This is a genomic window from Streptomyces bullii (assembly GCF_042657145.1).
GTDB classification, from domain to species: domain Bacteria; phylum Actinomycetota; class Actinomycetes; order Streptomycetales; family Streptomycetaceae; genus Streptomyces; species Streptomyces bullii.
In genome coordinates, this window is the sequence record NZ_JBHSNY010000001.1 from 343,849 (window position 1) to 366,357 (window position 22,509).

Below are 22,509 nucleotides of genomic sequence, written 5' to 3' on the forward strand. Positions count from 1 at the left end.
GGCGTCCGGGCAACAGCCGCGAGGCTGTTGCGCATGGAGCAGAGCACGCGCACACGCGCCCCGCAGAGCCGCCGCAACGCCGCCTACGTCACCTTCGTCGCCGCCACGGCCGCCCTCGCCGGGCTCACCACGCCGTTGGCGGCCTCCGGGTCCCCGCAGGCCGCTCCACCGCAGTTGCTCGAATGGACCGCTTGCGACGGCACGACAGCCGACCCCCGCCAGCAGTGCGCCACCCTCCGGGTCCCACTGGACCACGCCGACCCGGCCGGTCCCCAGATTGGCCTCGCGGTGTCCCGCATCCCCAGTGAGCAACCCGGCGCCCGTCGCGGTGCGCTGTTCCTCATCCCCGGCGGGCCGGGCGGGTCCAGCCTCAACGACCCGTCCGGCAAGGGGCAGAAGCTGCCGCAGGAGGTCCGCGACCGGTACGACCTCATCGGGTTCGCACCCCGCGGGATGGCGCCCTCCACCTCCCTCACCTGCGGGCTGGACCACGGCGACCTCGCCGTCTCCAAGCTGCGGCCCTGGCCCGCCCCCGACGGCTCCCTCACCGGGAACTTCGCCACCGCGCGGCGCGTGTCGGACGCCTGCGCCCGCAACGGCGGAGAGCTGATCAAGCACATCGACAGCGCCACCAACGCCCGCGACCTCGACCGCATCAGTGCCGCGCTCGGCGAACGCAAGCTGTCCGCCTGGGGCGTCTCGTACGGCACGTACGTCGGCGCCGTGTACAGCCGGCTCTTCCCGCACCGTACCGACCGGATCGTGCTGGACAGCAACGACAACCCCGACCACACCCGGGTGCAGCGTGCCTGGCTCGCCGCCTACGAGGCGGGGGCCGAGGACAACTTCCCCGAGTTCGCCAAGTGGGCGTCCGCGCCCGGCAACCCGGACCGGGTGGCCCGTACGGCGGCCGAGGTGCGGCCGCTGTTCCTGCGGCTCGCCGCCCGCCTGGACCACGAGCCGCTCCCCCGGCCCGGCGCCAACCCCCCGCGGGTGGACGGCAACGAGCTGCGCCAGACCATGCTGAACAGCCTCCACGACCCCGACGGCTACCCCACGCTGGCCCAGCTGATCAACGCCGCCCGCGAGGGCACCGTCCCGCCCGCGCCCCCGGCCCCCGCGGAGCCGGTGCTGCAGAACGTCACCGCGGTCGCCACCGCCACCGTCTGCAACGACCTGGCGTGGCCCGGCTCGCCCGCCGCCTACGAGAAGGACGTGGCCGAGAGCCGGGCCGCATACCCGCTCACCGCAGGCATGCCCCGCAACGGCACGGTCTGCGCCGCCTGGCCGTTCCCGCCGAAGCAGGCGCCGGTGCGGATCACCGACCGTGGCCCGTCCAACGTCCTGCTCGTCCAGAACGAGCGTGACGTGGCCACCCCGCTCAGCGGCGCCCTGAAGCTGCGCGAGGCCTTCGGCCGACGGGCCGTCATGGTCACCGTGAACGCCACCGGCCACCGCTCCTACCTCGACAACGGCAACGCCTGCGGCGACCGCCTCGTCTCCCGCTTCCTGGCGACCGGCGAGCGTCCCGAGCAGGACACGTACTGCCGTTAGGGCCGCGGCCCACCCGGCCCGCGCTGTCGACCGTCGGTCCACGGCGCCGCAACCGGAATCGGGGTTCCCGCGTCGATCACTGGCGAGATCGTTGACGCGTCCCGGACGAAGGAGAGCACCATCTTGAGCGCCCGCCTGTCACCGAGGTCCCCCCTGACCCGCCGTACGCTGCTCACGGCCGGCACCGCCACGGCCGCCGCCCTGCTGACGGCCCCGCCCGCCCGCGCGTCGGACGACGTCACCGCGCGGCTGCGCGCACTGGAGGAGCAGCACGGCGCCCGCCTGGGCGTTTACGCCCACAACCTCCGTACGCGGCGCACCGTGCGGTACCGCGCCGACGAACTGTTCCCGATCTGCTCGCTGTTCAAGACGCTGGCGGCCGCCGCCGTCCTGCGCGATTTGGACCGGCACGGCGAGGTCCTGTCCCGCCGGATCCACTACACGGCGGCCGACCTGCCGAAGGAGGGCTCCGACAAGACCAGGGAGCACCTGGCGGAGGGCATGACGATCGCCGAACTGTGCGACGTGGCGATCCGGTTCAGCGACAACGGCGCCGGCAACCTGCTGCTGCGCGAGCTGGGCGGCCCGACCGCGATCACCCGCTTCGCCCGCTCCCTCGGCGACCCGGTGACCCGCCTGGACCGCTGGGAGACGGAGCTCAACTCGGCCGAGCCGTGGCGGGTCACCGACACGACGAGCCCGCGCGCGATCGGCCGTACGTACGCGCGTCTGGTCCTCGGCGACGCGCTGAACCGCCGGGACCGGGCGCTGCTGACGCACTGGCTGGTGAACAACACCACCAGCGGCAACCGGCTCAGGGCGGGTCTGCCTTCGACGTGGACCGTCGCCGACAAGACGGGCGCCGGCTCGTACGGCACCAACAACAACGCCGGTCTCGCCTGGACGGAGGACGGCACCCCGCTCGTCCTCGCGATCCAGTCGACGAAGCCGGACCAGGACGCCCCGTGGGACCACCCGCTGATCGAGAAGACGGCGGCCCTGCTCGCGGACGTCCTGGTCTGACGGCCTAATCCGACGCGGCGCCGAAGCCGCGCACGTAGCGCCGCTGCCAGGGCGTCTCGACGGCGTGCCGGTCGTAGTTCCGGCGGACGTACGCCACCGCCTGCTCGGCCGGCACGCCGTCCAGCACCGCCAGACAGGCCAGCGCGGTTCCGGTGCGGCCCCGCCCGCCCCCGCAGGCGAACTCCACCCGTTCCCGCGCGGAGCGCTCCCAGGCCCGCCGCAGCACCGCGCGGGCGTCCGCCCGGTCCGCCGGGAGCCGGAAGTCGGGCCAGCGGATCCAGTGGGACTCCCACGAAACCTCGGGCGGCCGCCTGCCGAGCAGGTAGACGCCGTACGAGGGGACGGGCGCGGCCGGGTCGAGGGGGCGGCGCAGGGCCCGGCCCCGCACCAGCCTCCCGGACGGCAGCCGCAGCACACCGGCGTCCCGCTCGTCCCACTGTTCGCCCATCCACGCCTCCCCCCGTACGCCTCGGACTCCATTCCAGATCAGGTGCGGGAAACGGGCAACCGATTCCGCCGAAACCGTGGTCTGGAGGGCGAGGGGGTGACCGATGCAGGCCGAAGAAGAGGCCCGGTACCAGGAGTTCGTCCGAGCGCGCTGGGGGCATCTGGTGCGCACCGCGTACCTGCTCACGGGCGATGTGCACCACGCCGAGGACCTGACCCAGACGGCACTGGCGAAGGCGTACCGCTCCTGGCGGCGGGTCTCACGCAGCGACAACCCGGAGGCGTACGTCCGGCGGATGCTCGTCAGCTGCAACAGCGACCGTTTCCGCAAGCGCCGGGTCACGGAGGCGCTGACGGCGGCGCCGCCGGAGCGGGCGGGGCCCGAGGACGCGGTGTCGCGGGCGGACGAGCGGGGCGCGCTGCTGTCGGCCTTGGCCCAACTGCCGCCCAGGCAACGGGCGGTGGTGGTCATGCGGTACTGGGAGGACCTGTCCGAGGCCGAGGTCGCCGAGGTGCTCGGCTGCTCGACGGGCACGGTCAAGAGCCAGGCGTCCAAGGGCCTGGCGAAGTTGCGGACGTATCCGGGGCTCGCCCAGGTGGCGGGCGGGCCCGGTCTCAACCGGGTGGCGGCGAGCGGGCAGGGAGGCAGCAGGTGAGCGAGGAACAGCGCCGGGACGACCCGGGGCGACAGGAGGAGGCCACGGACTTCGAGGAGCGGCTGCGGGAGCTGCTCGCCGAGGACGCGTACACGATCCGCCCGTCACCGGCGCCCTATCCGGCGATCCGGCGCCAGGGCGTGGTGGAGCGGCAGCGGCGCATGGCGGTGACGGGAGCGGTGCTGGTGACGCTGGCGGCGCTGCCGGTGGGGGCGTACGCGCTGACCGGCCGGAGTGCCGGGACGGACACGGCGGCACCCACCCCGTCGGTCAGCGCCCCGCAGCGGACGGCGGCGAAGCCGAGCCCGTCCGCGTCGCCGTCCGGTCCCGCGGCGCCGGCCACCGAGGGACAGCTGCTGGACGGCATCACGTACGAGCGGGCCGTGTCCGGGCTGGAGTCATGCTTCGCCTTCGATCGCGCCCACACCCCGCCGGGCAGCCCGGGCACGAACCTGGGCGACAGCGCCGGCTACCGCATCCTGCTCGCGATGCGGAGCACCGGGGACAGCAACGCCCCGGGCGACGGCTACTTCGTCGTCGCCGTGAAGGAGCGGCCGACCCCCGTCCGGGTCATCTGCAACGTCAAGGACGGCGAGGGGTCCGGACTCAACGTCGACAGCGGCGATCCCGGGCTGCCGGACGCCGGTCCGGTCCAGCCGGACGCCAACGGGGGGAAGCTGTACATGCAGTCTGTCCTCGACAAGGGCAACTGGAAGCTTCCGTTCCGATGGGGCAGCATCGGCCGGGTCGACCCGTCGGTGGACAGGGTGACCGTCTCCTACGGCGGCCGGACCAGTGAGGCGGCCCTGGACCACGGCTGGTTCGTGGCCAGCGGCACCCTGACCGAACAGGTCACGCTCGCGCCGCACATCAAGGGCTACGGCGCTGACGGCAAGCTGGTCTACGACTCCGACGACGACAAGTCCTACCAGCCGGCCCTGCCGTAAGACCCGCCCCGGGTGGGGGCGCCGCACAGGGGACGGCGCCGCCACCCGGGGCCGGGGCCTGACACCCGTGCCAGGACGGAGGGCGTCGTGTCTCCGGCTCTCCCCCGCTCCTCTCCGTCGCCGGGCCTCTCGGCCGCGCCCGCGCCGGGACAGCGCTTGCGCTGCCACCATCGTGCGGAGGAGAACGAGTCGACCCGCGACCTCGTACGCCAGAGCACCACCAGGGAGCCTTGATGACCTTGCCCGCCCCGCTGACCGGTGTCGTCCCGCCCGTCTGCACCCCCCTCACACCGGACCGCGAGGTGGACGTCCCCTCGCTGCTCAGACTCGTGGACCATCTGGTGGCGGGCGGTGTGCACGGGCTGTTCGTGCTCGGTACGACGTCGGAGGCCGCGTATCTGACCGACCGGCAGCGCCGGCTGGTCGTCGAGTCGGTGACCGCGCACGTGGGCGGTCACCTCCCGGTGCTGGCGGGCGCGATCGACATGTCGACGCCCCGGGTCCTGGACCACGTACGGCAGGTCACGGCGGCGGGCGCGGACGCCGTCGTGGTGATCTCCCCGTTCTACAGCCGCACCCACCCGGCGGAGATCGCCCGCCACTACCGCCTGGTCGCCGCCGCCAGCCCGGTCCCGGTGCTGGCCTACGACCTCCCGGTGGCCGTGCACACCAAACTGGCCGCCGAGCTGGTGCTGGAGCTGGCCGCCGACGGTGTGCTGGCCGGGCTCAAGGACTCCAGCGGCGACCTGGCCGGTTTCCGCGCGGTCGTGACCGGGGCCCGCGACCATCCCGGCATCACCGGCTTCAGCGCGCTGACCGGCTCGGAACTGATCGTCGACGCGGCGCTCGCGGTGGGCGCCGACGGTGCGGTGCCCGGCCTGGCCAACGTCGACCCGCACGGCTACGTCCGCCTGGACGCGCTCTGCCGCTCCGGCGACCGGGAGCGGGCCCGCGCCGAACAGGAGCGCCTGTGCGCGCTGTTCGGCATGGTGTCGGTCGGCGACCCGGCCCGTATGGGCGCCGGTTCCTCGGCCATCGGCGCCTTCAAGGCGGCGCTGCACCTGCGGGGCGTCATCGACTGCCCGGCGACGGCGGAACCGCAGGTGCCGCTGTCGCCGGACGAGGTGCGGCGGGTGGCGAAGTTCCTCACAGGGGCGGGGCTCCTTTAGGCGCCGTGGCCGGCCGGCCCGGTCCACCGACCGTGTCCGGCCGGCTCAAGCCCCTTGTCCGCCCGGCCCCAGGCCCCCGGTCCGCCCAGCTCAAGCCTCCTGTCCACCCGGCTCCAGCCCCCCGTCCGCCCGGCCGGCTCCAGCCTCCGTCGCCCGGCTCCAGCTAGGCCCCCTGCCCGCCGGCGTCACCAGGCCCGACTCGTACGCCACGATGACCAGCTGGGCCCGGTCCCGGGCGCCGAGCCTGCCCATGATCCGGCTGACGTGGGTCTTCGCGGTGAGCGGGCTGAGCCCGAGTGCCTCACCGATCTCGGTGTTGTTCAGGCCGCGCGCCACGAGCGCGAGCACCTCCCGCTCCCGGTCCGACAGGCACGCCGGGCCGACGTCCGCGACCGGGGCCGGCGACGGGCTGCGCAGGAACCGTTCGATGAGCCGGGCTGTCGGCCCGGGGGACAGCAGGGCGTCACCGGCCGCCACCGTGCGGATGGCGTCGAGGAGGTCGGCGGGGCGGGTGTCCTTGACGAGGAAGCCGGAGGCGCCGGCGCGCAGCGCCTCCACGATGTTCTCGTCGGTGTCGTAGGTGGTCAGGACGAGGACCCGCACACCGGCCAGGTCCTCGTCGGCGGCGATCAGCCGGGTGGCCTCGATACCGTCCAGATCGGGCATGCGGATGTCCATGACGACGAGGTCGGCCCGCTCCGAGCGGGCCAGCGCCACGGCCTGCCGGCCGGTCGCCGCCTGGCCGACGACCGCCATGTCGCGGGCCGACTCGACGAGCATGGCGAAGGCCTCCCGCACGAGGGTCTGGTCGTCCGCGAGCAGGACACGGATGGTCACGCGACTCCTTCCAGGGGCAGTACGGCACGCACCTCGAAACCCTTGCCGGGCAGCGGCCCTGCCCGCAGTGTGCCACCGACGCTGCGCGCCCGTTCCCGCATGCCGACGAGCCCGAAGCCGGGGGTGGTGCCGGGGGTCGGCCCGGTGCCGTCGTCGGTGACCGACAGATGCAGGGCGCCGTCCCGCTCGTCGAGTTCGACACGGACGGCCGGCCGGGGCCCGGCGTGCCGTACGGCGTTGGTCAGCGCCTCCTGCACGATGCGGTAGGCGGCGGCGCCGACGGCCGACGGCACCTCCCCGGCCCGCACCGACAGCTCCGTCCTCGCGCCCGCCACCCGGGCGGCCTCCGCCAGGTCGGGCAGGCCGTGCAGGCCGGGCAGCGGGCCGCGGGCCTCCGCCGCGCCGTTCTCCCGCAGCACCTCCAGCGTCGTCCGCAGCTCTCCGCGGGCGGCCCGGCAGGTCTCGGCGATGTCGTCGAGGGCCTGGGCGACGGCGGCCCGGTCGAGCCGCTCCGGGTCGGCGTTGAGCACGTGCGCGGCGACCGAGGTCCGCACGCCGACGAGGGTGATGCTGTGCGCGAGCAGGTCGTGCAGATCGCGGGCGATCCGCAGACGCTCCTCGGCGACACGGCGGCGGGCCTCCTCCTCGCGGGTGCGTTCGGCGCGTTCAGCGCGCTCCACGATGGCGGCGACGTACTGGCGGTAGTACCGGACGTCGACGCCGAAGAAGAGCACCGCGATGACCCAGCCGGAGATCTGCAGCAGTTCGACGGCCTGGTGCGTGCTGACCGTGAGCATCAGGCTGGTGGAGACGCCGAGCACGGCGATGCCGGTGAGGATCGTGCGCAGCGGACGGCTGGTGGCGGCGACCGTGTAGAGGGCGACGTACGCGGCCGGGGTCGGCGCGGCGTGGTTGTTGTCGAGGGCGTGGTACGGCCCGATCAGCGCCACCACCGCCCACAGCACGAGCAGCGGGTGGTGCCGCCGCCACACGATCGGCACGTGCGCGGCGAGCAGCAGCGTCCAGCCCAGCGGGTCCGGGCGGCGGCCCTCGTCGGTGAGCAGGGCGAGGCAGACGGCCGCCACGGCGAGTGCCGCGGCGAGCAGGGCGTCGTTGCGGGTGCGGTGCGGCGCGGTCAGCGGATCGCGGTTGATCGCCGCCATGATCCGCTCGCCCGGGCGGGGCCGCGTCGCTGTGGTGGTCTGCTGCACGGTGCCCATCCTCCGGGAGGAGGGCGCCCCTCCGGGAGGGAGGGGCGCCCGCGCGTCAGGCACCGGCCGGCTCGCGCTCACGGCTCTGTGCCTGCTCCGGGGCCCGGGACAGCCGTCCCGGCCACCACACCGTCCGCCCCAGCGCGACGCTGGCACTGGTGACGAGGTAGGTCCGGACGAGGAAGGTGTCGAGCAGCACCCCGACCGCGATGACGAAGCCCAGCTCGACGACGGCCACCAGCCCCATGTTGGTGAGCACGGCGAACGTCGCGGCGAGCACGAGCCCGGCGGAGGCGATGACGCCGCCGGTCGTCCGGAGCGCGGTCAGCGCGGCGGTCACCGGCTCCGCGCCCCTCAGCGCCTCCTCCCGCATGCGGTGCATGAGGAAGATGCCGTAGTCGACGCCGAGCGCGACCAGGAACACGAAGGACAGCAGCCCCAGCCCCGGGTCCGTGCCCTCGAAGCCGAACAGCGGCCCGAACACCAGCCCACCGAGGCCCAGTGCCGCACCCCACACGGCGACCACGGCGGCCGTCAGGATCAGCGGGGCGACCAGCGAACGCAGCAAGGCGATCAGGACGAGCAGGACGGAGCCGAGGACGAGCGGTACGACGACGAGCGTGTCGCGGGCGTTGCTCTTCTCCAGGTCGATCTGCTGGGCGCTGGGCCCGCCGACCCAGGAGCCGTAGAGCCGGTCCCGCAGTTCCTCGATGGTCCGCGTCTCCCCGGCCGACTCGGGGGCGGCCTCGGCGATCACGGAGATCTCCGTCCAGCCGTTCCCCGTGCGTCCCTTCCGCGCGCTGTCGACGCCGTCGGTGCCGCGGATCGCGGTCAGTGTCTCGTCGGCCCGGTCCGCCGGGGTGATCACGTCGATGGGCTGGCTGGAGCGCTCGGGGTAGGCCCGGGCGAGCGTCTGCAGGGCGGCGACGGACTCGGGCTTGTCGACGAAGGAGTTCTCCTGCTTGAGCGAGCCGGGCAGGGCCAGGGCGCCGAGCGCGAGGGCACCGAGCAGGGCGGCGCCCGAGGCGAGCACCGTGACCGGCCGCTGCCCCGCCGAGCCGCCCATCGCGGCGAACAGCGACCGGCGCGCCTTGGGCGTGCTGCCGTACGCGGGGACCAGCGGCCAGAACACCCGGCGGCCCAGCAGGACGAGCACGGCCGGCAGCAGGGTCAGCATCGCGACCAGGGCGCACAGCACGCCGACGGTGCCGAGCGGGCCCATGCCCCGGTTGGAGTTGAGGTCGGCGGCGAGCAGGCACAGCAGCCCGGCGGCGACGGTCCCGGAGGAGGCGAGCACGGCGGGCCCGCAGCCGCGCAGCGCGGCCCGCATGGCGTCGTAGGGCCGCTCGACGCGCCGCAGTTCCTCCCGGTAGCGGGAGACCAGCAGCAGCGCGTAGTCCGTGCCGGCGCCGAAGACGAGGATGGTCATGATGCCGGCGCTCTGGCCCGAGACGGAGGTGCCGAAGGCCTGGTTGAGCCCGTAGGCGACGCCCATGGACAGGTAGTCGGCGATGCCCGCGACGGCGAGCGGCACGAGCCACAGCACGGGGCTGCGGTAGATGAGGATCAGCAGGACGGCGACGACGGCCACGGTGGTGTAGAGCAGGGGCCCGCCGAGCGAGTCGTACACCTTCGCGGCGTCGGTGGTCAGCGCGCTCGGCCCGCCCACCTGCACGCTGAGCCCGCCTGCGCCGCGGGCGACGTCGCGGACCTCCTCGACGAACGCATCCCGTTCGTCCTCGTCGGCGCCGGGCTCGTTGGTGGCGACCGGGTACATGAGCGTGGTGCCGTCCCGGGACGGGACGCCCCGCGGTGTCCCGGCGAGCGCGTGCTCTCCGGCGATCCGCGCGACCTGCTCCCCGGCCTTCTCGCGGTCGGCGGCGGTCAGTCCGCCGTCGCGGTGGTAGACCAGCACCAGCTGGGTGGTCTCGCCGCCCGGCAGCTGCTCCTGGATCTTGGCGACCTGCGTCGAGTCGGCGCTCACGGGCAGGTAGTCGGTGGGGCGGTCGCGCTGTACGTCGCCGAGTTTCGCGGCGAACGGCGCGACGATCGCCAGCACGCCGATCCACAGCGCGAGTACCGCCCACGGAACGGCACGCCACTTGCCTGTCGTCTGTCCGGCCCCCATGGAACGGGCCCTCCCTCCGGCACGGATGTCTGGATGCGGTCTCCAGGCTTCCGTCGGGCGGGAGCGGACGCGTCAGGCGTGAGGGCGAGGTGACGGGTACTGCCCTGGGCGGCCGGACGGCCGGACTACTCCCCGGGGAGTAGCGCGGGACTACGACGGGGTCCGCGCCGCCACGAGCAGCCGTGTCACGTCGTCCGAGCAGATGGTGAGGGCGGCGCCCACCGTGGCGAGGACGTCCCGCTCGGCCGGGGTGTACGGCCCGTCCGCCAGGGCGATGCGGGCCCCCGTCAGCAGGATCGATTCACGGCCGGTGGAAGCGAGGTGCGGGGCCAGCGGGTCCAGCGCCTCGTGCAGCTCTATGGCCAGCCCCGCGCCGCAGGGCTCCCCGGTGATCCGGCCGGTGTCCGCCTCCAGCGCCTCGACGAGGGCGGCCAGCTGCTCCTCGGTGCAGTCGTCGAAACCGGCCGCGCGCACAGCGCCGACGGCCGTCTCCAGGGCCGTACGGGAACTCGCCCCGCCCGCGGCGAGCACCGCCAGGGCGACGGTGTGCACGGCGTCGCGGAGCATCGCGGAGAAGCGGGTGGTGGTCGGATGGTCGAGGACGTCGGTGCCGAAGTGGCGGCGGCAGGCGGCGCACTCCACCACCGGCCCGGTCTCGCCGCGCGACAGCACCGGCACACCGAACAGGGCGAAGCGGCGCTGGCCGGTCAGCCGCTGGTAGTTGCGGTCGCCGCCGCAGCCGGGGCAGAAGAACTCCCCGTCGCCGACGGCCGTCCACGCGGTACGGGTGCCCAGGATGCGGGCAAGCCTGGTGGCACGGCCGTTTCGTCCCCGTCCTGGCAGCACGTCGCACCTCCGTAACGCCGCGCGGCGACGTCGCCGCGCTGGCGTGATGTTAGCCACATCCGTGAGGCGGAGTCAGTACCCCGGAGGAGACCTTTCCGTGACCTCCACAGCAATTGGCCGGTATACGACGGGGCTCTGTCCGCCGGACAACGGCGGACAGAGCCCCCAAACCCCCGATTCAGCTGGTCAGCGAGCCGCGCGGTTGACGGCCGAGACGACCGCCTTCAGGGAGGCGCGCGTGGTGTTCGCGTCGATACCGATGCCCCACAACACCTTGTCGTCAATGGCGCATTCGATGTAGGAGGCGGCCTGCGCGGAGGCGCCCTCGCTCATCGTGTGCTCCTGGTAGTCCAGCAGGCGTACGTCGATGCCGATGGACTGCAGCGCGTCGAAGAAGGCCGAGATCGGACCGTTGCCGGTGCCGGTCAGAACGGTGTCCTCGCCGTCGACCGTGGCCTCGACGGTGAGCGTGTCGATGCCGTCCCGGTCGGTGGTGGACTGGCCGTTCTTGACCTGGATGCGGCCCCAGGGGTTGTCGGGGTTGGGCAGGTACTCGTCCTCGAAGATGGCCCAGATGTCCTTCGGCGTGACCTCGCCGCCCTCGGCGTCCGTCTTGGCCTGGATGATCCTGGAGAACTCGATCTGCATCCGGCGCGGCAGGTCCAGCTTGTGGTCGTTCTTCAGGACGTAGGCGATACCGCCCTTGCCGGACTGCGAGTTGACCCGGATGACCGCCTCGTACGAACGGCCCACGTCCTTGGGGTCGATGGGCAGGTACGGCACGGCCCACTCGATGTCGTCGACGGTGACGCCCTTGGCCTTGGCGTCGGCCTCCATGGCGTCGAAGCCCTTCTTGATGGCGTCCTGGTGGGAGCCGGAGAAGGACGTGTAGACCAGGTCGCCCACGTAGGGGTGGCGCGGGTGGACCTCCATCTGGTTGCAGTACTCCCACGTACGACGGATCTCGTCGATGTCGGAGAAGTCGATCTGAGGGTCGACGCCCTGGGAGAACAGGTTCATGCCCAGGGTGACCAGGTCGACGTTGCCGGTGCGCTCGCCCTGCCCGAACAGGCAGCCCTCGACGCGGTCGGCGCCGGCCATCAGTGCCAGCTCGGCGGCGGCGACGGCGGTGCCGCGGTCGTTGTGCGGATGCACGGACAGGCACACGAACTCGCGGCGGGAGAGGTGACGGCCCATCCACTCGAAGCGGTCGGCGTGCGTGGAGGGCGTCGAACGCTCCACCGTGGCGGGCAGGTTGAGGATGATCTCGCGGTCCGGGCCGGGCTGCCAGACGTCCATGACGCCCTCGCAGACCTCCAGCGCGAAGTCCAGCTCGGTGTCGGTGAAGATCTCCGGGCTGTACTGGTAGCCGAAGTGGGTCTCCTCGCCCAGCAGCTTCTCGGCGTACTCCATCACCAGGCGGGTGCCGTCGACGGCGATCTGCTTGATGTCGTCCTTGGAGCCGCGGAAGACGACCCGGCGGAAGACCGGGGCGGTGGCGTTGTACAGGTGGACGGTGGCGCGGTGGGCGCCGCGCAGGGACTCCACGGTCCGCTCGATCAGGTCCTCACGGGCCTGGGTCAGGACGGAGATCGTGACGTCCTCGGGGATGGCCCCGGGCTCCTCGATGATGGAGCGTACGAAGTCGTAGTCGGTCTGGCCTGAGGCGGGGAAGCCGACCTCGATCTCCTTGTAGCCCATCTTGACCAGCAGGTCGAACATCGCGCGCTTGCGGGCGGGCGACATCGGGTCGATCAGGGCCTGGTTGCCGTCGCGCAGGTCGGTGGAGAGCCAGCGGGGGGCGACGGTGATCCGGTTGTCCGGCCAGGTGCGGTCCGGGATGTCGACCTGCTCGTAGCGGCCGTACTTGTGGATCGGCATGGAACTGGGCTGCTGGCGGTTGGCCATGATGCTTCGGGCTCCTCAGGGTGTCCGGATGGACGGCCGACGACGCAACGCCAAAGCTCCGCGGGGAGGGAGTCGGCCTCGACTACAGGCCCTCGCCGCGGCAGCTAAGGAGAAGCAGCCCGAAACGCATGATGCGCAGCATGCTAGCCGAGGCCCCTCCGGATGCGCGGGTCCGTATCAGTATGCGGGACCGGGGGCGCATACGGGACAAAAAGTGCGCCATACCACTTCGCCACGGAGCGTGAGTGCCTGTGTCCCCGTATTTCACCAATCATGGTGGCGGCTGGTGACAGGCCCGTGACGCAGTGCAAAGGTGCCGGGCATGACGACGACCCACGGGGGCTTCGAGCCCGTCTTCTGCGCCATCGTGCCGCCCCATGTCCTCGACCGGCTCGCGCAGGCCGAGGACCCCGCGCTCGCCCGCCCCGCGCGGCGGACCCTGGAGCGTGACGCCTTCGAGCGCACCCACCGCCGCCTGACCACGGTCGTCGGCGCCCCGCCCGCCGCCCCGCCCGCCGGCGCGGAGCCAGCCAGGCCGCACCGCACCGTCCACGACGCCCGGCACGGCACCGACCTGCCCGGCCGCAAGGTGCGCGGGGAGGGCGACGAGCCCGGCAGGGACGCCACCGTCAACCGCGCCTACGCGGGCCTCGGCGCCACCTTCGAACTGTTCCTGACCGCGTACGAACGCGACTCCATCGACGGCGCCGGCCTGCCGCTGAACGCGACCGTGCACTACGACCGCGACTACAACAACGCCTTCTGGAACGGCGAGCAGATGGTCTTCGGCGACGGGGACGGCGAGATCTTCCTCGACTTCACCCTCCCGATCGACGTCATCGGCCACGAACTCGCCCACGGCGTCACGCAGTACACGGCCAACCTCACCTACTTCGGCCAGCCCGGCGCCCTCAACGAGTCCCTGTCGGACGTCTTCGGCTCACTGATCAAGCAGTACACGCTCGGCCAGACCGCCGCCGAGGCCGACTGGCTGATCGGCGCGGGCCTGCTCGCTCCGCGCGTGACGGGCACGGCGCTGCGCTCCATGAAGGCGCCGGGCACCGCGTACGACGACGACGTGCTCGGCAAGGACCCGCAGCCCGCGACGATGGACGCGTTCGTGCGCACCGGCCGCGACAACGGCGGCGTCCACATCAACTCGGGCATCCCCAACCACGCCTTCTACCTCACCGCCACGGCCCTCGGCGGCCACGCCTGGGAGCGGGCCGGGCAGATCTGGTACGACGTGCTGACCGGCGGCGAGCTGAAGCAGGACGCCCTGTTCGCGGACTTCGCGACACTGACGCTGAAGGCGGCGCGGGCACGCTACGGGCAGGGCCAGGAGCTCGACGCCGTGACGAAGGCGTGGGAGCAGGTCGGGGTGCGCACCCCGTAGTTCCGTACTAGACAGGAACCCATGCGGATTCAGGTGAGGCGCACGGGCGGATTCGCGGGCATCGAGCGGCACGCCGAGGTGGACACCTCCTCGCGCCCCGATGCTCCCGCATGGCACGCCCTGGCCGAGAAGGCGGTCGCCGCCGCCCGGAGCACACCGCCGGTCGGGGTGCCGGACGGCTTCAGCTACCAGATCACGGTGGACGGGAAGACGGTGTACTGCGCGGATCCCCGGCTGACGGAGGAACAGCGCGAGCTGATCTCGCGGGTACTGAAGGAGGGGGCGTAAGTCGGGTTTCCCGTCGGGGCGTTGACTTCCGTTACCGCCGGTACGGATGATCCGCGCATGGCGACTGACGCAGGTACTCCGATCCCCCGCTTCCCGGCCGGCTTCCTGTGGGGCGTGTCGACCTCGGCCCACCAGATCGAGGGCGCGGCCGACGCGCGCGAACCGTCCGTCTGGGACGTCTTCACGGCCGAACCGGGACGGGTGAAGGACGGCTCGACGGCGGCGGTGGCCTGCGACCACTACCACCGCTACCGCGAGGACGTGGCGCTGCTGGCCGGCCTCGGCGTGGACGCGTACCGCTTCTCGGTCTCCTGGCCGCGCGTGAACTCGCCGGGCGGCCTCGACTTCTACGACCGCCTGGTGGACGAGCTGTGCGCGGCGGGCGTACGGCCGGTGCCGACCCTGTTCCACTGGGACCTGCCGGCCGGGCTGGACTGGCTGGAGCGGGACACGGCGGCACGGTTCGCCGACCATGTCTCGGCCGTGGCCGGGCGGCTCGGCGACCGCGTGACGACGTGGATCACCCTCAACGAGCCCGCCGAGCACACCCTGCTGGGCCACGCGCTGGGCACCCACGCGCCCGGCAAACGGCTCCTGTTCGACGCCCTTCCGGCCGCCCACCACCAGCTCCTGGCCCACGGCCTGGCCGTACGGGCCCTGCGCGCCCACGGCGCCGCCGGCATCGGGATCGCCAACTCGCACGGGCCGACATGGCCGGCGTCCGGGGAGGGGGCCGATCTGGAGGCGGCGGAGTTCTACGACCTGCTGCTGAACCGGCTGTTCGCCGAGCCGCTGCTCCTCGGTGCCTACCCCGGCGGCCTGGGCGAGCTGATGCCCGGGGACGTCGAGGCCGACCTCCAGGTCATCGCCGAGCCCCTCGACTGGTACGGCGTCAACTACTACGCGCCGACCCGGGTGGGCGCCCCGCAGGGCACGGAGATCGAGTTCGGCGGGGTGAGGATGCCCGCCGAACTGCCCTTCTCGGTCCGGGAGATCGAGGACCGGCCGGTCACCGACTTCGGCTGGCCGGTGGTGCCGGAGGGGCTGACCGAGCTGCTCGTGGGCTTCCACGAGCGGTACGGCGAGAAACTCCCCCCGGTCGTCATCACCGAGAACGGCTGCTCCTACGAGGGCGTCGACGACCGGGAGCGGATCGCCTTCCTCGACGGCCACATCCGCGCCCTGCACCGGGCGATCGAGGCCGGCGTGGACGTGCGCGGCTACTTCGTGTGGTCGCTGCTGGACAACTTCGAGTGGGCGGAGGGGTACGCACGGCGGTTCGGGCTGGTGCACGTCGACTTCGAGACACTCAAACGCACGCCGAAGGCGTCGTACGGGTGGCTGCGGGAGGTGCTGCGGCAGCAGAAGGGCCGGCACGGGGGCCGGTGACTCAGAGCGCTCCGGCCTCCCGGGCCGCCCACACGGTCGGATACAGCGGCCGGTAGCCGAGGTCCCGGCGGATCCGGTCGGTGGACATGATCCCGAACCAGGGATCGGGGTCGGTCCGGGTGGAGAGCTCGGCGGGCACCTCCACGCCGTTGAGCTGGTGCAGGTCGACGGCCGTGACGGGGGCGTCGTCGGCGATGTTGTAGATGCGGCCGACGGTACCGGGGGCGTACAGCAGGCGCAGCAGCCCCTGGGCCACGTCGGCGTGATGGCCCATGTGCAGCCGCTGCCCCGCAGCCCAGTGCGCGGCCCACCTCAGGGACTGGGCGAGGTGCGGGTCGCCGTCGCCGTAGACGAAGGGGAGGCGGCCGACGCGCACCTCTAGGCCCTCCAGGGCGAGCAGCTCCCGCTCGGCCGCCGCCTTGGACTCGGCGTAGGCGCCCCACATCTCGCCGCCGGGCCGGATCTCGTCGTCCTCGACCAGGGGGCGGCCCCGTCCGGTGCCGTACACGAGGCCCGTGCTGACGTGCACGAAGCGCCGCACACCGGCGGCCAGGGAGGCGCGGCCCAGTTCCACGGCGGCGTCCCGGTTGACCGCCCACGCCTCCTCGTCGGGCACCCCGCGGAAGGACGCCGCGACGTTGACGACCGCGTCCGCGCCGGCCACCGCCTTGCCGAGCGCATCGGCGTCCCGCAGGTCGCCGACCACGACTTCGGCTCCCCGTTCCGCGAAGTGCTCGGCGCGCGCCGCGTCGCGCACCAGGACCCGTACCTGCTCGCCCGGCCGCCGCCGCGCCAGCAGCCTCGGTACGAAGCGCCGGCCGACCTGTCCCGTCGCGCCCGTCACCAGTGTCAGCATGATCTGCTCCTCTCGACTGTGCTGCCACCACCCTCAGGCGGCCGGGAGCCCGGCGGGAGAGACCCGTCGATCAGAGGACCGGGAGTCCCTGGATAACCCGGCCCGCCTGCCGCAGCCTGGAGGGGTGAACCGAGCCGAACTCGCCGACTTCCTCCGCCGCAGCCGCGCCCGCCTGGAACCGTCCGACGTGGGCCTGGCCGCGGGCGCCCGGCGCCGCACCCCGGGCCTGCGCCGGGAGGAGGTGGCGGCGCTGGCCGGCATGTCGGTCGACTACTACACGCGCCTGGAGCAGTCGCGCGGCCCGCGCCCGTCCCGGCAGATGCTCACCGCCCTGGCCCGGGCCCTGCGCCTGACCGACGACGAACGGGACCACGTGTTCCACCTGACCGGCGCGGAGCCCCCGCGCCGCGCGACGGCGTCCGGTCATGTCCGCCCCGGACTGCTGCTGGTCCTGGACCGGCTGCACGACACACCGGCGCAGGTGGTGACCGACTGGGGTGAGGTGCTGGCGCAGAACGCGATGGCCAGGGCACTCGTCGGTGACGTGATCTCCCGCCCGCCGGGTGGGCGCAACCTGGCCCGTCTGTTCTTCCTGGACCCGGCCACCCGGGAGCTGTTCCCGCCGGAGGACCGGCCGGAGCACGCGCGCGGGCACGTGGCGAGTCTGCGCGCGGTGACCGCCGCCCGCCCGGGCGACCCGGAACCGGCCGCCCTGGTCGCGGAACTGCGGTCGGCGAGCGAGGAGTTCGCCCGCCTGTGGGAGGAGCACGAGGTGTCCCTGCGGCGCCGGAACACCAAGCGCTTCCAGCACCCCGTGGTCGGCCTGCTGGAGCTGGACTGCGAGGTGCTGCTCAGTCACGAGCACCACCAGCTGCTGATCATCCATACGGGCCGCCCCGGCACGGAGGCCCACGAGCGGCTGCGGCTGCTGCGTGTGGTGGGCCTGCAGGACCTCACCCCACGGCGGACAGCCGGCTAGCAGGCCAATGGGCAGGAAGAACAGGAGACGGGGAGACCGTGAGACCGGGAGGCTAGAACCCGAGCCGGCGCAGCTGCTTGGGGTCGCGCTGCCAGTCCTTGGCCACCTTCACATGCAGGTCGAGGAAGACCGGCGTGCCCAGCAACGCCTCGATGTGCTTGCGGGACTTCATGCCGACCTCCTTCAGCCGCTTGCCCTTGGGGCCGATGATGATGCCCTTCTGGCTGGGCCGTTCGATGAAGAGGTTGGCGTGGATGTCCAGCAGCGGCTTGTCGGCGGGACGGTCCTCGCGCGGGAGCATCTCCTCCACGACCACGGCGATGGAGTGCGGCAGCTCGTCGCGGACGCCCTCCAGGGCCGCCTCCCGGATCAGCTCGGCGACCATGACCTGCTCGGGCTCGTCCGTCAGATCGCCCTCGGGGTAGAGCGCCGGGCCCTCGGGCAGCAGCGGGATCAGCAGGTCGGCGAGCAGGTCCACCTGCTTGTTGGCGGTCGCCGACACCGGCACGATCTCCGCCCAGGTGATGCCCAGCTCCTTGCCGAGCTGGTCGACCGCGATCAGCTGCTCGGCCAGCGCCTTGGAGTCGACGAGGTCGGTCTTGGTGACGATCGCGACCTTCGGGGTCTTCCTGATCCCGGCGAGCTCCTTGGCGATGAAGCGGTCGCCGGGCCCGATCTTCTGGTCGGCGGGCAGACAGAACCCGATGACGTCGACCTCGGCCCACGTCGTACGGACCACGTCGTTGAGGCGCTCGCCGAGCAGCGTGCGCGGCTTGTGCAGCCCCGGGGTGTCGACGAGGATCAGCTGCGCGTCCGGCCGGTGCACGATGCCGCGCACCGTGTGCCGGGTGGTCTGCGGGCGGTTGGAGGTGATCGCCACCTTCTGCCCGACCAGAGCGTTCGTGAGGGTGGACTTGCCCGCGTTGGGCCGCCCGACGAAGCAGGCGAAACCGGCCCGGTGGAGGGCCTCGGCCGGTTGCTCGGATGACTGGGTACGAACGCTCATGCCGCCCATTCTCCCTGATCCCCGAAGGCCCGCCGTACCACCGGGGAGCGGGAGCGCACCGGCCTGGACCTTCCGGTGCGCGCCGGGGACGGCCTACGATCACGGGGTCCTGGGCCACGGCGCCCCGGCCAGCCCGTTCCCGTCCCCACCGCGCAGAAGGTCACGACCCAGGCATGAAGCTCATCACCGCGATCGTCAAGCCGTACCGCCTCGACGAGGTGAAGACCGCCCTGCAGGACATCGGCGTGCACGGCCTGACCGTGACCGAGGCCAGCGGCTACGGCCGGCAGCGCGGCCACACCGAGGTGTACCGGGGCGCCGAGTACCAGGTCGACCTGGTGCCCAAGGCGCGCATCGAGGTGGTCGTCGAGGACGCGGACGCCGACGCCGTGATCGACGCGGTCGTGAAGGCCGCGCGGACGGGGAAGATCGGCGACGGCAAGGTGTGGGCGGTGCCCGTCGACACGGTCGTCCGGGTCCGGACGGGCGAGCGCGGCCCCGACGCGCTCTGACCCCGGGGCCGCGCCCGCCCCCGGGTCAGTCGAACACGAACGGGCCCGGCGACTGCGGCCCGGTCGCCGTGCAGGTGATGGTGATCCCGAACACGGTCATCCGCAGCGAGCCGCCGAAGGCCTCCAGGCTGTCGCCGGAGGCCACGGTGCCGCTGAGCGGACCGACCTGCACCGGGTCCCCGGCGGCCATCGCCGGGTTCTCGGTGCCGGTGAAGACGGTGCTGCCGCCGCCTGCCTTGACCAGGGTGAGCGTCGACGCGATGGAGTCCTCCGCGAGCGCGATCGGCGCGGTGATCGCGGAGGTGTTGACGGTGAGGGTGGCGGCGGTGCCGTTCTGCGTCGCCGTGAGTGTGGCGGCGCCGCCGCCGAAGGTGCCGCAGTCGGCGGTGATCGTCGCCGTCTGGGGGGTGACGGCGACGGCGGTGGGCGCGAGGGCGAGGTGGCAGGCCGCGAGGGCTCCGGCCACCACGGCCGCACCTGCTCCGATTCGCTTGCCTCTCATGGGATTCCGGTTCCCTTTCCGTGGGGGGACCGCTCGGCAGGCGGGTGCGGTCTCCCTGCACGAGCGGTGGAAGTGACGGACCATCAGGACTGTCGGTTCCATTGATGCGCGAGGGGCAGGCGACGGCAAGGATGAATTCCGGACTACTGTGCCGCCCACGGAGAGCTCAGTACCCGGTGGGGTCAGGACACGGACGGGTCAGGACAGGGAGGGGTCGGGACACGGAGAGGTCAGTCGGAGCGGGTCAGGCCACGCCGCGTCAGGCCACGGAGACGCGGCCGGCGGAGACCCGGCCCCCGGTGTCAGCCCGCGGGAACCGTCTCCCGGACGGTCCCGTCCGGCCCGGCCAGCAGCACCGGCGTCCCGGCCCCGCCCAGCTCCCGTACGGCCGCCAGGTCCTGCGCCGACACCGACTCCGCCTCCGTGACCACGGCCGCCGCCTCCAGCGACTCGGCGCCGGAGGCCACCGCCATCGCCACCGCCGTCTGCAGGGCGCTCAGCTTCAGGGAGTCGAGGGCGACGGTCCCCGCGACATACGTCCGTCCGGTCTCGTCGCGTACGGCGGCTCCCTCGGGCACACCGTTGCGGGCCCGCGTGGAACGGGCCAGGGTGACGATCTTGCGGTCCTCGGGGTCGAGCGCGCTGCTGTCGGTCATGAGCTGAGCATACGTAACGCGCGGGACGGCCTCAGGGGCGGTCGAGGCGCAGACGCTCGGCCCGCGGCAGGCCGGCGACGACCAGGTCGTAGGAGTCCTCGACGAGCTCCCGGACCAGGCCGTCCGGGAGGTCGCCGTCGACGGTCACCGTGTTCCAGTGGCGCTTGTTCATGTGCCAGCCGGGGACGATCAGGCCCGGGTACTCCTCGCGCAGCCGGAGCGCGTCCTCCGGGTCGCACTTGAGGTTGACCGTCAGGGGCCGCGCGTCGAGGTGGGTCAGGGCGAACATCCTGCCCAGCACCTTGAAGACGGAGATCTCCGGGTTGAACGGGAAGTCCTCCACCGCCGCGTTGAACGACAGGCAGAACGCGCGCAACTCCCGCGGGGTCACTCCGGCTTCTCCTCCTCGGGCGGCTCCGCCGGGCCGACCGGCTCCACCAGCACCGTGACGATTTTGTTCCGGCGGCCGGCCGCGGCCTCCGCGGTCAGACGCAGATCCCGGCCGTCCGGCAGTTCCACGACGGACGACGCCCCGGCGATGGGCACCCGGCCCAGCGCCTTGGCCAGCAGACCGCCGACGGTCTCCACGTCCTCGTCGTCGAAGGACTCCAGGCCGTACAGCTCGCCGAGGTCGCCGATGTCGAGGCGGGCGGTGACGCGGTGGCGGCCCTCGCCGAGGTCCTCCACGGGCGGCAGTTCCCGGTCGTACTCGTCGGTGATCTCGCCGACGATCTCCTCCAGGATGTCCTCGATGGTGACGATGCCGGCCGTGCCGCCGTACTCGTCGATGACGACGGCGACGTGGTTGCGTTCCTTCTGCATCTCGCGCAGCAGGTCACCGGCGTTCTTGGTGTCGGGGACGAAGAAGGCCGGGCGCATCGCCGTGGACACCAGCTCGTTCTCGGCGTCCCGGCTGATGTGGGTCTTGCGGGCCAGGTCCTTCAGGTACACGATCCCGACGATGTCGTCCTCGTTCTCGCCGGTCACCGGGATACGGGAGAAACCGGAGCGCAGGGCGAGCGTGAGGGCCTGGCGGATGGTCTTGTACCGCTCGATCACGACCAGGTCGGTGCGCGGGACCATGACCTCGCGGACCAGGGTGTCGCCCAGTTCGAAGACCGAGTGCACCATGCGGCGCTCCTCGTCCTCGATCAGGGACTCGGCCTCGGCCAGGTCGACCAGGGCCCGCAGCTCCGCCTCGGAGGCGAACGGGCCGCGCGGGAAGCCCTTGCCGGGGGTGAGGGCGTTACCGATGAGGATAAGCAGCGGGGGGATCGGGCCCATGATCCGCGCCAGCGGCACCAGGACGTACGCCGCCGCCGTCGCCGTGTTCAGCGGGTGCTGGCGGCCGATGGTGCGCGGCGAGACACCGACGGCGACGTACGACACGAGGACCATGACCCCGATCGCGATCAGCAGCGCCTGGGCGGTGCTCTCGAACTGCTCCAGACAGGCGTACGTCACCAGGGCGGCGGCGGCCATCTCGAAGGCGACGCGGACCAGCAGCGCCACGTTGAGGTAGCGGGTGGGGTCGGCGGCGACCTGGGCGAGCTTGGCGCTGCCGCGCCGCCCGGAGCGGACGGCCTCCTCCGCACGGAAGCTGGACACGCGCGCGAGGCCGGCCTCCGCGCAGGCGGCGAGCCAAGCCAGCACGACCAGGGCGATCGCGCCGAGGACGAGTTGCACGGTCATGGGCGGCCTACGAGACGGTCGGCGCGGGCGACGGGCCGGTCATGCCCCGCTCGGCCCGCCAGCCGTCGACGATGGCGGCCTGGAGACCGAACATCTCGGCCTTCTCGTCCGGCTCCTCGTGGTCGTAGCCGAGGAGGTGCAGCACACCGTGGACGGTGAGGAGCTGGAGCTCCTCGTCCATGGTGTGCTGCGTCGGCGCCTCGGCGCCCTGCTTGGCGGCGACCTCGGGGCAGAGCACGATGTCGCCGAGCAGCCCCTGCGGGGGCTCGGCGTCGTCCTTGGACGGTGGCCGCAGCTCGTCCATCGGGAACGACATGACGTCCGTCGGCCCGGGCAGGTCCATCCACTGGATGTGGAGCTGCTCCATGGCGGCGGCGTCCACGATGATCACCGAGAGCTCGGAGAGCGGGTGGATGCGCATCCGCGCGAGCGCGTAGCGGGCGATGTCGAGGATCGCCTGCTCGTCGACCTCGGTGCCGGACTCGTTGTTGACGTCGATCGACATGC

General features: G+C 72.7%; 23 protein-coding genes. 10 read left to right on the forward strand and 13 right to left on the reverse strand.

The genetic code is table 11. The features are described 5' to 3' along the window. The first annotated feature begins 33 nt into the window (after nucleotides 1-33). Entirely contained in the window at nucleotides 34-1,554 is a 1,521-nt protein-coding gene (locus tag ACFPZJ_RS01625; protein WP_381016084.1) for an alpha/beta hydrolase, read from the forward strand. A 123-nt stretch (nucleotides 1,555-1,677) separates the two neighbouring features. Then, nucleotides 1,678-2,577 carry a class A beta-lactamase gene (gene bla, locus ACFPZJ_RS01630; protein WP_381016087.1) on the forward strand — a complete coding sequence of 300 codons (900 nt, stop codon included), beginning with the start codon at nucleotides 1,678-1,680 and terminating at the stop codon, nucleotides 2,575-2,577. Between the two features lie 4 nt (nucleotides 2,578-2,581). Here bla and ACFPZJ_RS01635 read toward each other — a convergent pair whose 3' ends face one another. Then, nucleotides 2,582-3,025: a protein-tyrosine phosphatase family protein gene (locus ACFPZJ_RS01635; RefSeq protein ID WP_381016090.1), complete on the reverse strand. Its 444-nt coding sequence runs from the start codon at nucleotides 3,023-3,025 to the stop codon at nucleotides 2,582-2,584. A gap of 103 nt (nucleotides 3,026-3,128) precedes the next feature. Here ACFPZJ_RS01635 and ACFPZJ_RS01640 point away from each other — a divergent pair, with 103 nt between their 5' ends. The 3 genes from ACFPZJ_RS01640 (at nucleotide 3,129) to ACFPZJ_RS01650 (ending at nucleotide 5,796) form a co-directional block, all read left to right on the forward strand. Next, a complete protein-coding gene (locus tag ACFPZJ_RS01640) occupies nucleotides 3,129-3,680 on the forward strand; it encodes a SigE family RNA polymerase sigma factor (protein ID WP_381016092.1) in 552 nt (183 codons plus the stop codon). After that, entirely contained in the window at nucleotides 3,677-4,627 is a 951-nt protein-coding gene (locus ACFPZJ_RS01645; RefSeq protein ID WP_381016095.1) for a hypothetical protein, read from the forward strand. Before ACFPZJ_RS01640 ends, ACFPZJ_RS01645 begins: the two co-directional genes overlap by 4 nt. 233 nt (nucleotides 4,628-4,860) lie before the next feature. After that, the gene (locus ACFPZJ_RS01650) at nucleotides 4,861-5,796 is read left to right on the forward strand and encodes a dihydrodipicolinate synthase family protein (RefSeq protein ID WP_381016097.1); all 936 of its coding nucleotides are present in this window, start codon (nucleotides 4,861-4,863) and stop codon (nucleotides 5,794-5,796) included. 90 nt (nucleotides 5,797-5,886) lie between these two features. Here the strand turns inward: ACFPZJ_RS01650 and ACFPZJ_RS01655 are convergent, their stop codons facing one another. The 5 genes from ACFPZJ_RS01655 to leuA form a co-directional block, all read right to left on the reverse strand. After that, nucleotides 5,887-6,633 carry a response regulator transcription factor gene (locus tag ACFPZJ_RS01655; protein WP_381016101.1) on the reverse strand — a complete coding sequence of 249 codons (747 nt, stop codon included), beginning with the start codon at nucleotides 6,631-6,633 and terminating at the stop codon, nucleotides 5,887-5,889. Next, entirely contained in the window at nucleotides 6,630-7,853 is a 1,224-nt protein-coding gene (locus tag ACFPZJ_RS01660) for a sensor histidine kinase (RefSeq protein WP_381016104.1), read from the reverse strand. The genes ACFPZJ_RS01655 and ACFPZJ_RS01660 overlap by 4 nt, the downstream gene beginning before the upstream one ends. Nucleotides 7,854-7,899: 46 nt before the next feature. Then, nucleotides 7,900-9,972: an MMPL family transporter gene (locus ACFPZJ_RS01665; RefSeq protein ID WP_381016106.1), complete on the reverse strand. Its 2,073-nt coding sequence runs from the start codon at nucleotides 9,970-9,972 to the stop codon at nucleotides 7,900-7,902. Between the two features lie 150 nt (nucleotides 9,973-10,122). Then, nucleotides 10,123-10,818 (reverse strand): tellurite resistance TerB family protein, encoded by a 696-nt coding sequence (locus ACFPZJ_RS01670; protein ID WP_381016108.1) that lies wholly within the window; start codon nucleotides 10,816-10,818, stop codon nucleotides 10,123-10,125. A 186-nt stretch (nucleotides 10,819-11,004) separates the two neighbouring features. Next, nucleotides 11,005-12,726 (reverse strand): 2-isopropylmalate synthase, encoded by a 1,722-nt coding sequence (leuA, locus tag ACFPZJ_RS01675; protein ID WP_381016111.1) that lies wholly within the window; start codon nucleotides 12,724-12,726, stop codon nucleotides 11,005-11,007. A gap of 322 nt (nucleotides 12,727-13,048) precedes the next feature. On the opposite strand from leuA, the gene ACFPZJ_RS01680 reads away from it, so the two are divergent. From ACFPZJ_RS01680 to ACFPZJ_RS01690, 3 genes are read left to right on the forward strand one after another with little or no spacing between them, the layout of a single operon-like run. Further along, the gene (locus ACFPZJ_RS01680) at nucleotides 13,049-14,122 is read left to right on the forward strand and encodes a M4 family metallopeptidase (RefSeq protein ID WP_381016114.1); all 1,074 of its coding nucleotides are present in this window, start codon (nucleotides 13,049-13,051) and stop codon (nucleotides 14,120-14,122) included. A gap of 21 nt (nucleotides 14,123-14,143) precedes the next feature. After that, complete coding sequence (locus tag ACFPZJ_RS01685; RefSeq protein WP_381016117.1) at nucleotides 14,144-14,410, forward strand: protealysin inhibitor emfourin; 267 nt, start codon at nucleotides 14,144-14,146, stop codon at nucleotides 14,408-14,410. Between the two features lie 57 nt (nucleotides 14,411-14,467). After that, a complete protein-coding gene (locus tag ACFPZJ_RS01690; protein ID WP_381016120.1) occupies nucleotides 14,468-15,799 on the forward strand; it encodes a GH1 family beta-glucosidase in 1,332 nt (443 codons plus the stop codon). Between the two features lies 1 nt (nucleotide 15,800). Here the strand turns inward: ACFPZJ_RS01690 and ACFPZJ_RS01695 are convergent, their stop codons facing one another. Next, nucleotides 15,801-16,655, reverse strand: a complete 855-nt coding sequence (locus ACFPZJ_RS01695) for an NAD-dependent epimerase/dehydratase family protein (RefSeq protein WP_381016122.1) — start codon at nucleotides 16,653-16,655, stop codon at nucleotides 15,801-15,803. Between the two features lie 124 nt (nucleotides 16,656-16,779). Here ACFPZJ_RS01695 and ACFPZJ_RS01700 point away from each other — a divergent pair, with 124 nt between their 5' ends. Then, entirely contained in the window at nucleotides 16,780-17,634 is an 855-nt protein-coding gene (locus ACFPZJ_RS01700) for a helix-turn-helix transcriptional regulator (RefSeq protein WP_381016125.1), read from the forward strand. 52 nt (nucleotides 17,635-17,686) lie between these two features. Here the strand turns inward: ACFPZJ_RS01700 and era are convergent, their stop codons facing one another. Further along, complete coding sequence (era, locus tag ACFPZJ_RS01705) at nucleotides 17,687-18,640, reverse strand: GTPase Era (protein WP_381016128.1); 954 nt, start codon at nucleotides 18,638-18,640, stop codon at nucleotides 17,687-17,689. A 173-nt stretch (nucleotides 18,641-18,813) separates the two neighbouring features. Between era and ACFPZJ_RS01710 the strand changes: the two genes are divergently transcribed. Next, nucleotides 18,814-19,152: a P-II family nitrogen regulator gene (locus ACFPZJ_RS01710; RefSeq protein ID WP_381016131.1), complete on the forward strand. Its 339-nt coding sequence runs from the start codon at nucleotides 18,814-18,816 to the stop codon at nucleotides 19,150-19,152. Between the two features lie 25 nt (nucleotides 19,153-19,177). On the opposite strand, the gene ACFPZJ_RS01715 is transcribed toward ACFPZJ_RS01710, so the two are convergent. The 5 genes from ACFPZJ_RS01715 to ybeY all read right to left on the reverse strand — a co-directional run bounded on the left by ACFPZJ_RS01715 (nucleotide 19,178) and on the right by ybeY (nucleotide 22,507). Continuing rightward, on the reverse strand, nucleotides 19,178-19,654 hold the full coding sequence (locus tag ACFPZJ_RS01715; protein WP_381016134.1) for a hypothetical protein: 477 nt from the start codon (nucleotides 19,652-19,654) through the stop codon (nucleotides 19,178-19,180). A gap of 302 nt (nucleotides 19,655-19,956) precedes the next feature. Further along, nucleotides 19,957-20,310 (reverse strand): cytidine deaminase, encoded by a 354-nt coding sequence (locus tag ACFPZJ_RS01720; RefSeq protein ID WP_381016137.1) that lies wholly within the window; start codon nucleotides 20,308-20,310, stop codon nucleotides 19,957-19,959. A gap of 31 nt (nucleotides 20,311-20,341) precedes the next feature. Continuing rightward, complete coding sequence (locus ACFPZJ_RS01725; protein ID WP_381016140.1) at nucleotides 20,342-20,701, reverse strand: MmcQ/YjbR family DNA-binding protein; 360 nt, start codon at nucleotides 20,699-20,701, stop codon at nucleotides 20,342-20,344. Then, nucleotides 20,698-22,002 carry a hemolysin family protein gene (locus tag ACFPZJ_RS01730; protein WP_381016143.1) on the reverse strand — a complete coding sequence of 435 codons (1,305 nt, stop codon included), beginning with the start codon at nucleotides 22,000-22,002 and terminating at the stop codon, nucleotides 20,698-20,700. The genes ACFPZJ_RS01725 and ACFPZJ_RS01730 overlap by 4 nt, the downstream gene beginning before the upstream one ends. 7 nt (nucleotides 22,003-22,009) lie before the next feature. Further along, a complete protein-coding gene (ybeY, locus tag ACFPZJ_RS01735) occupies nucleotides 22,010-22,507 on the reverse strand; it encodes an rRNA maturation RNase YbeY (RefSeq protein ID WP_381016146.1) in 498 nt (165 codons plus the stop codon). Between the last annotated feature and the right edge of the window lie 2 nt (nucleotides 22,508-22,509).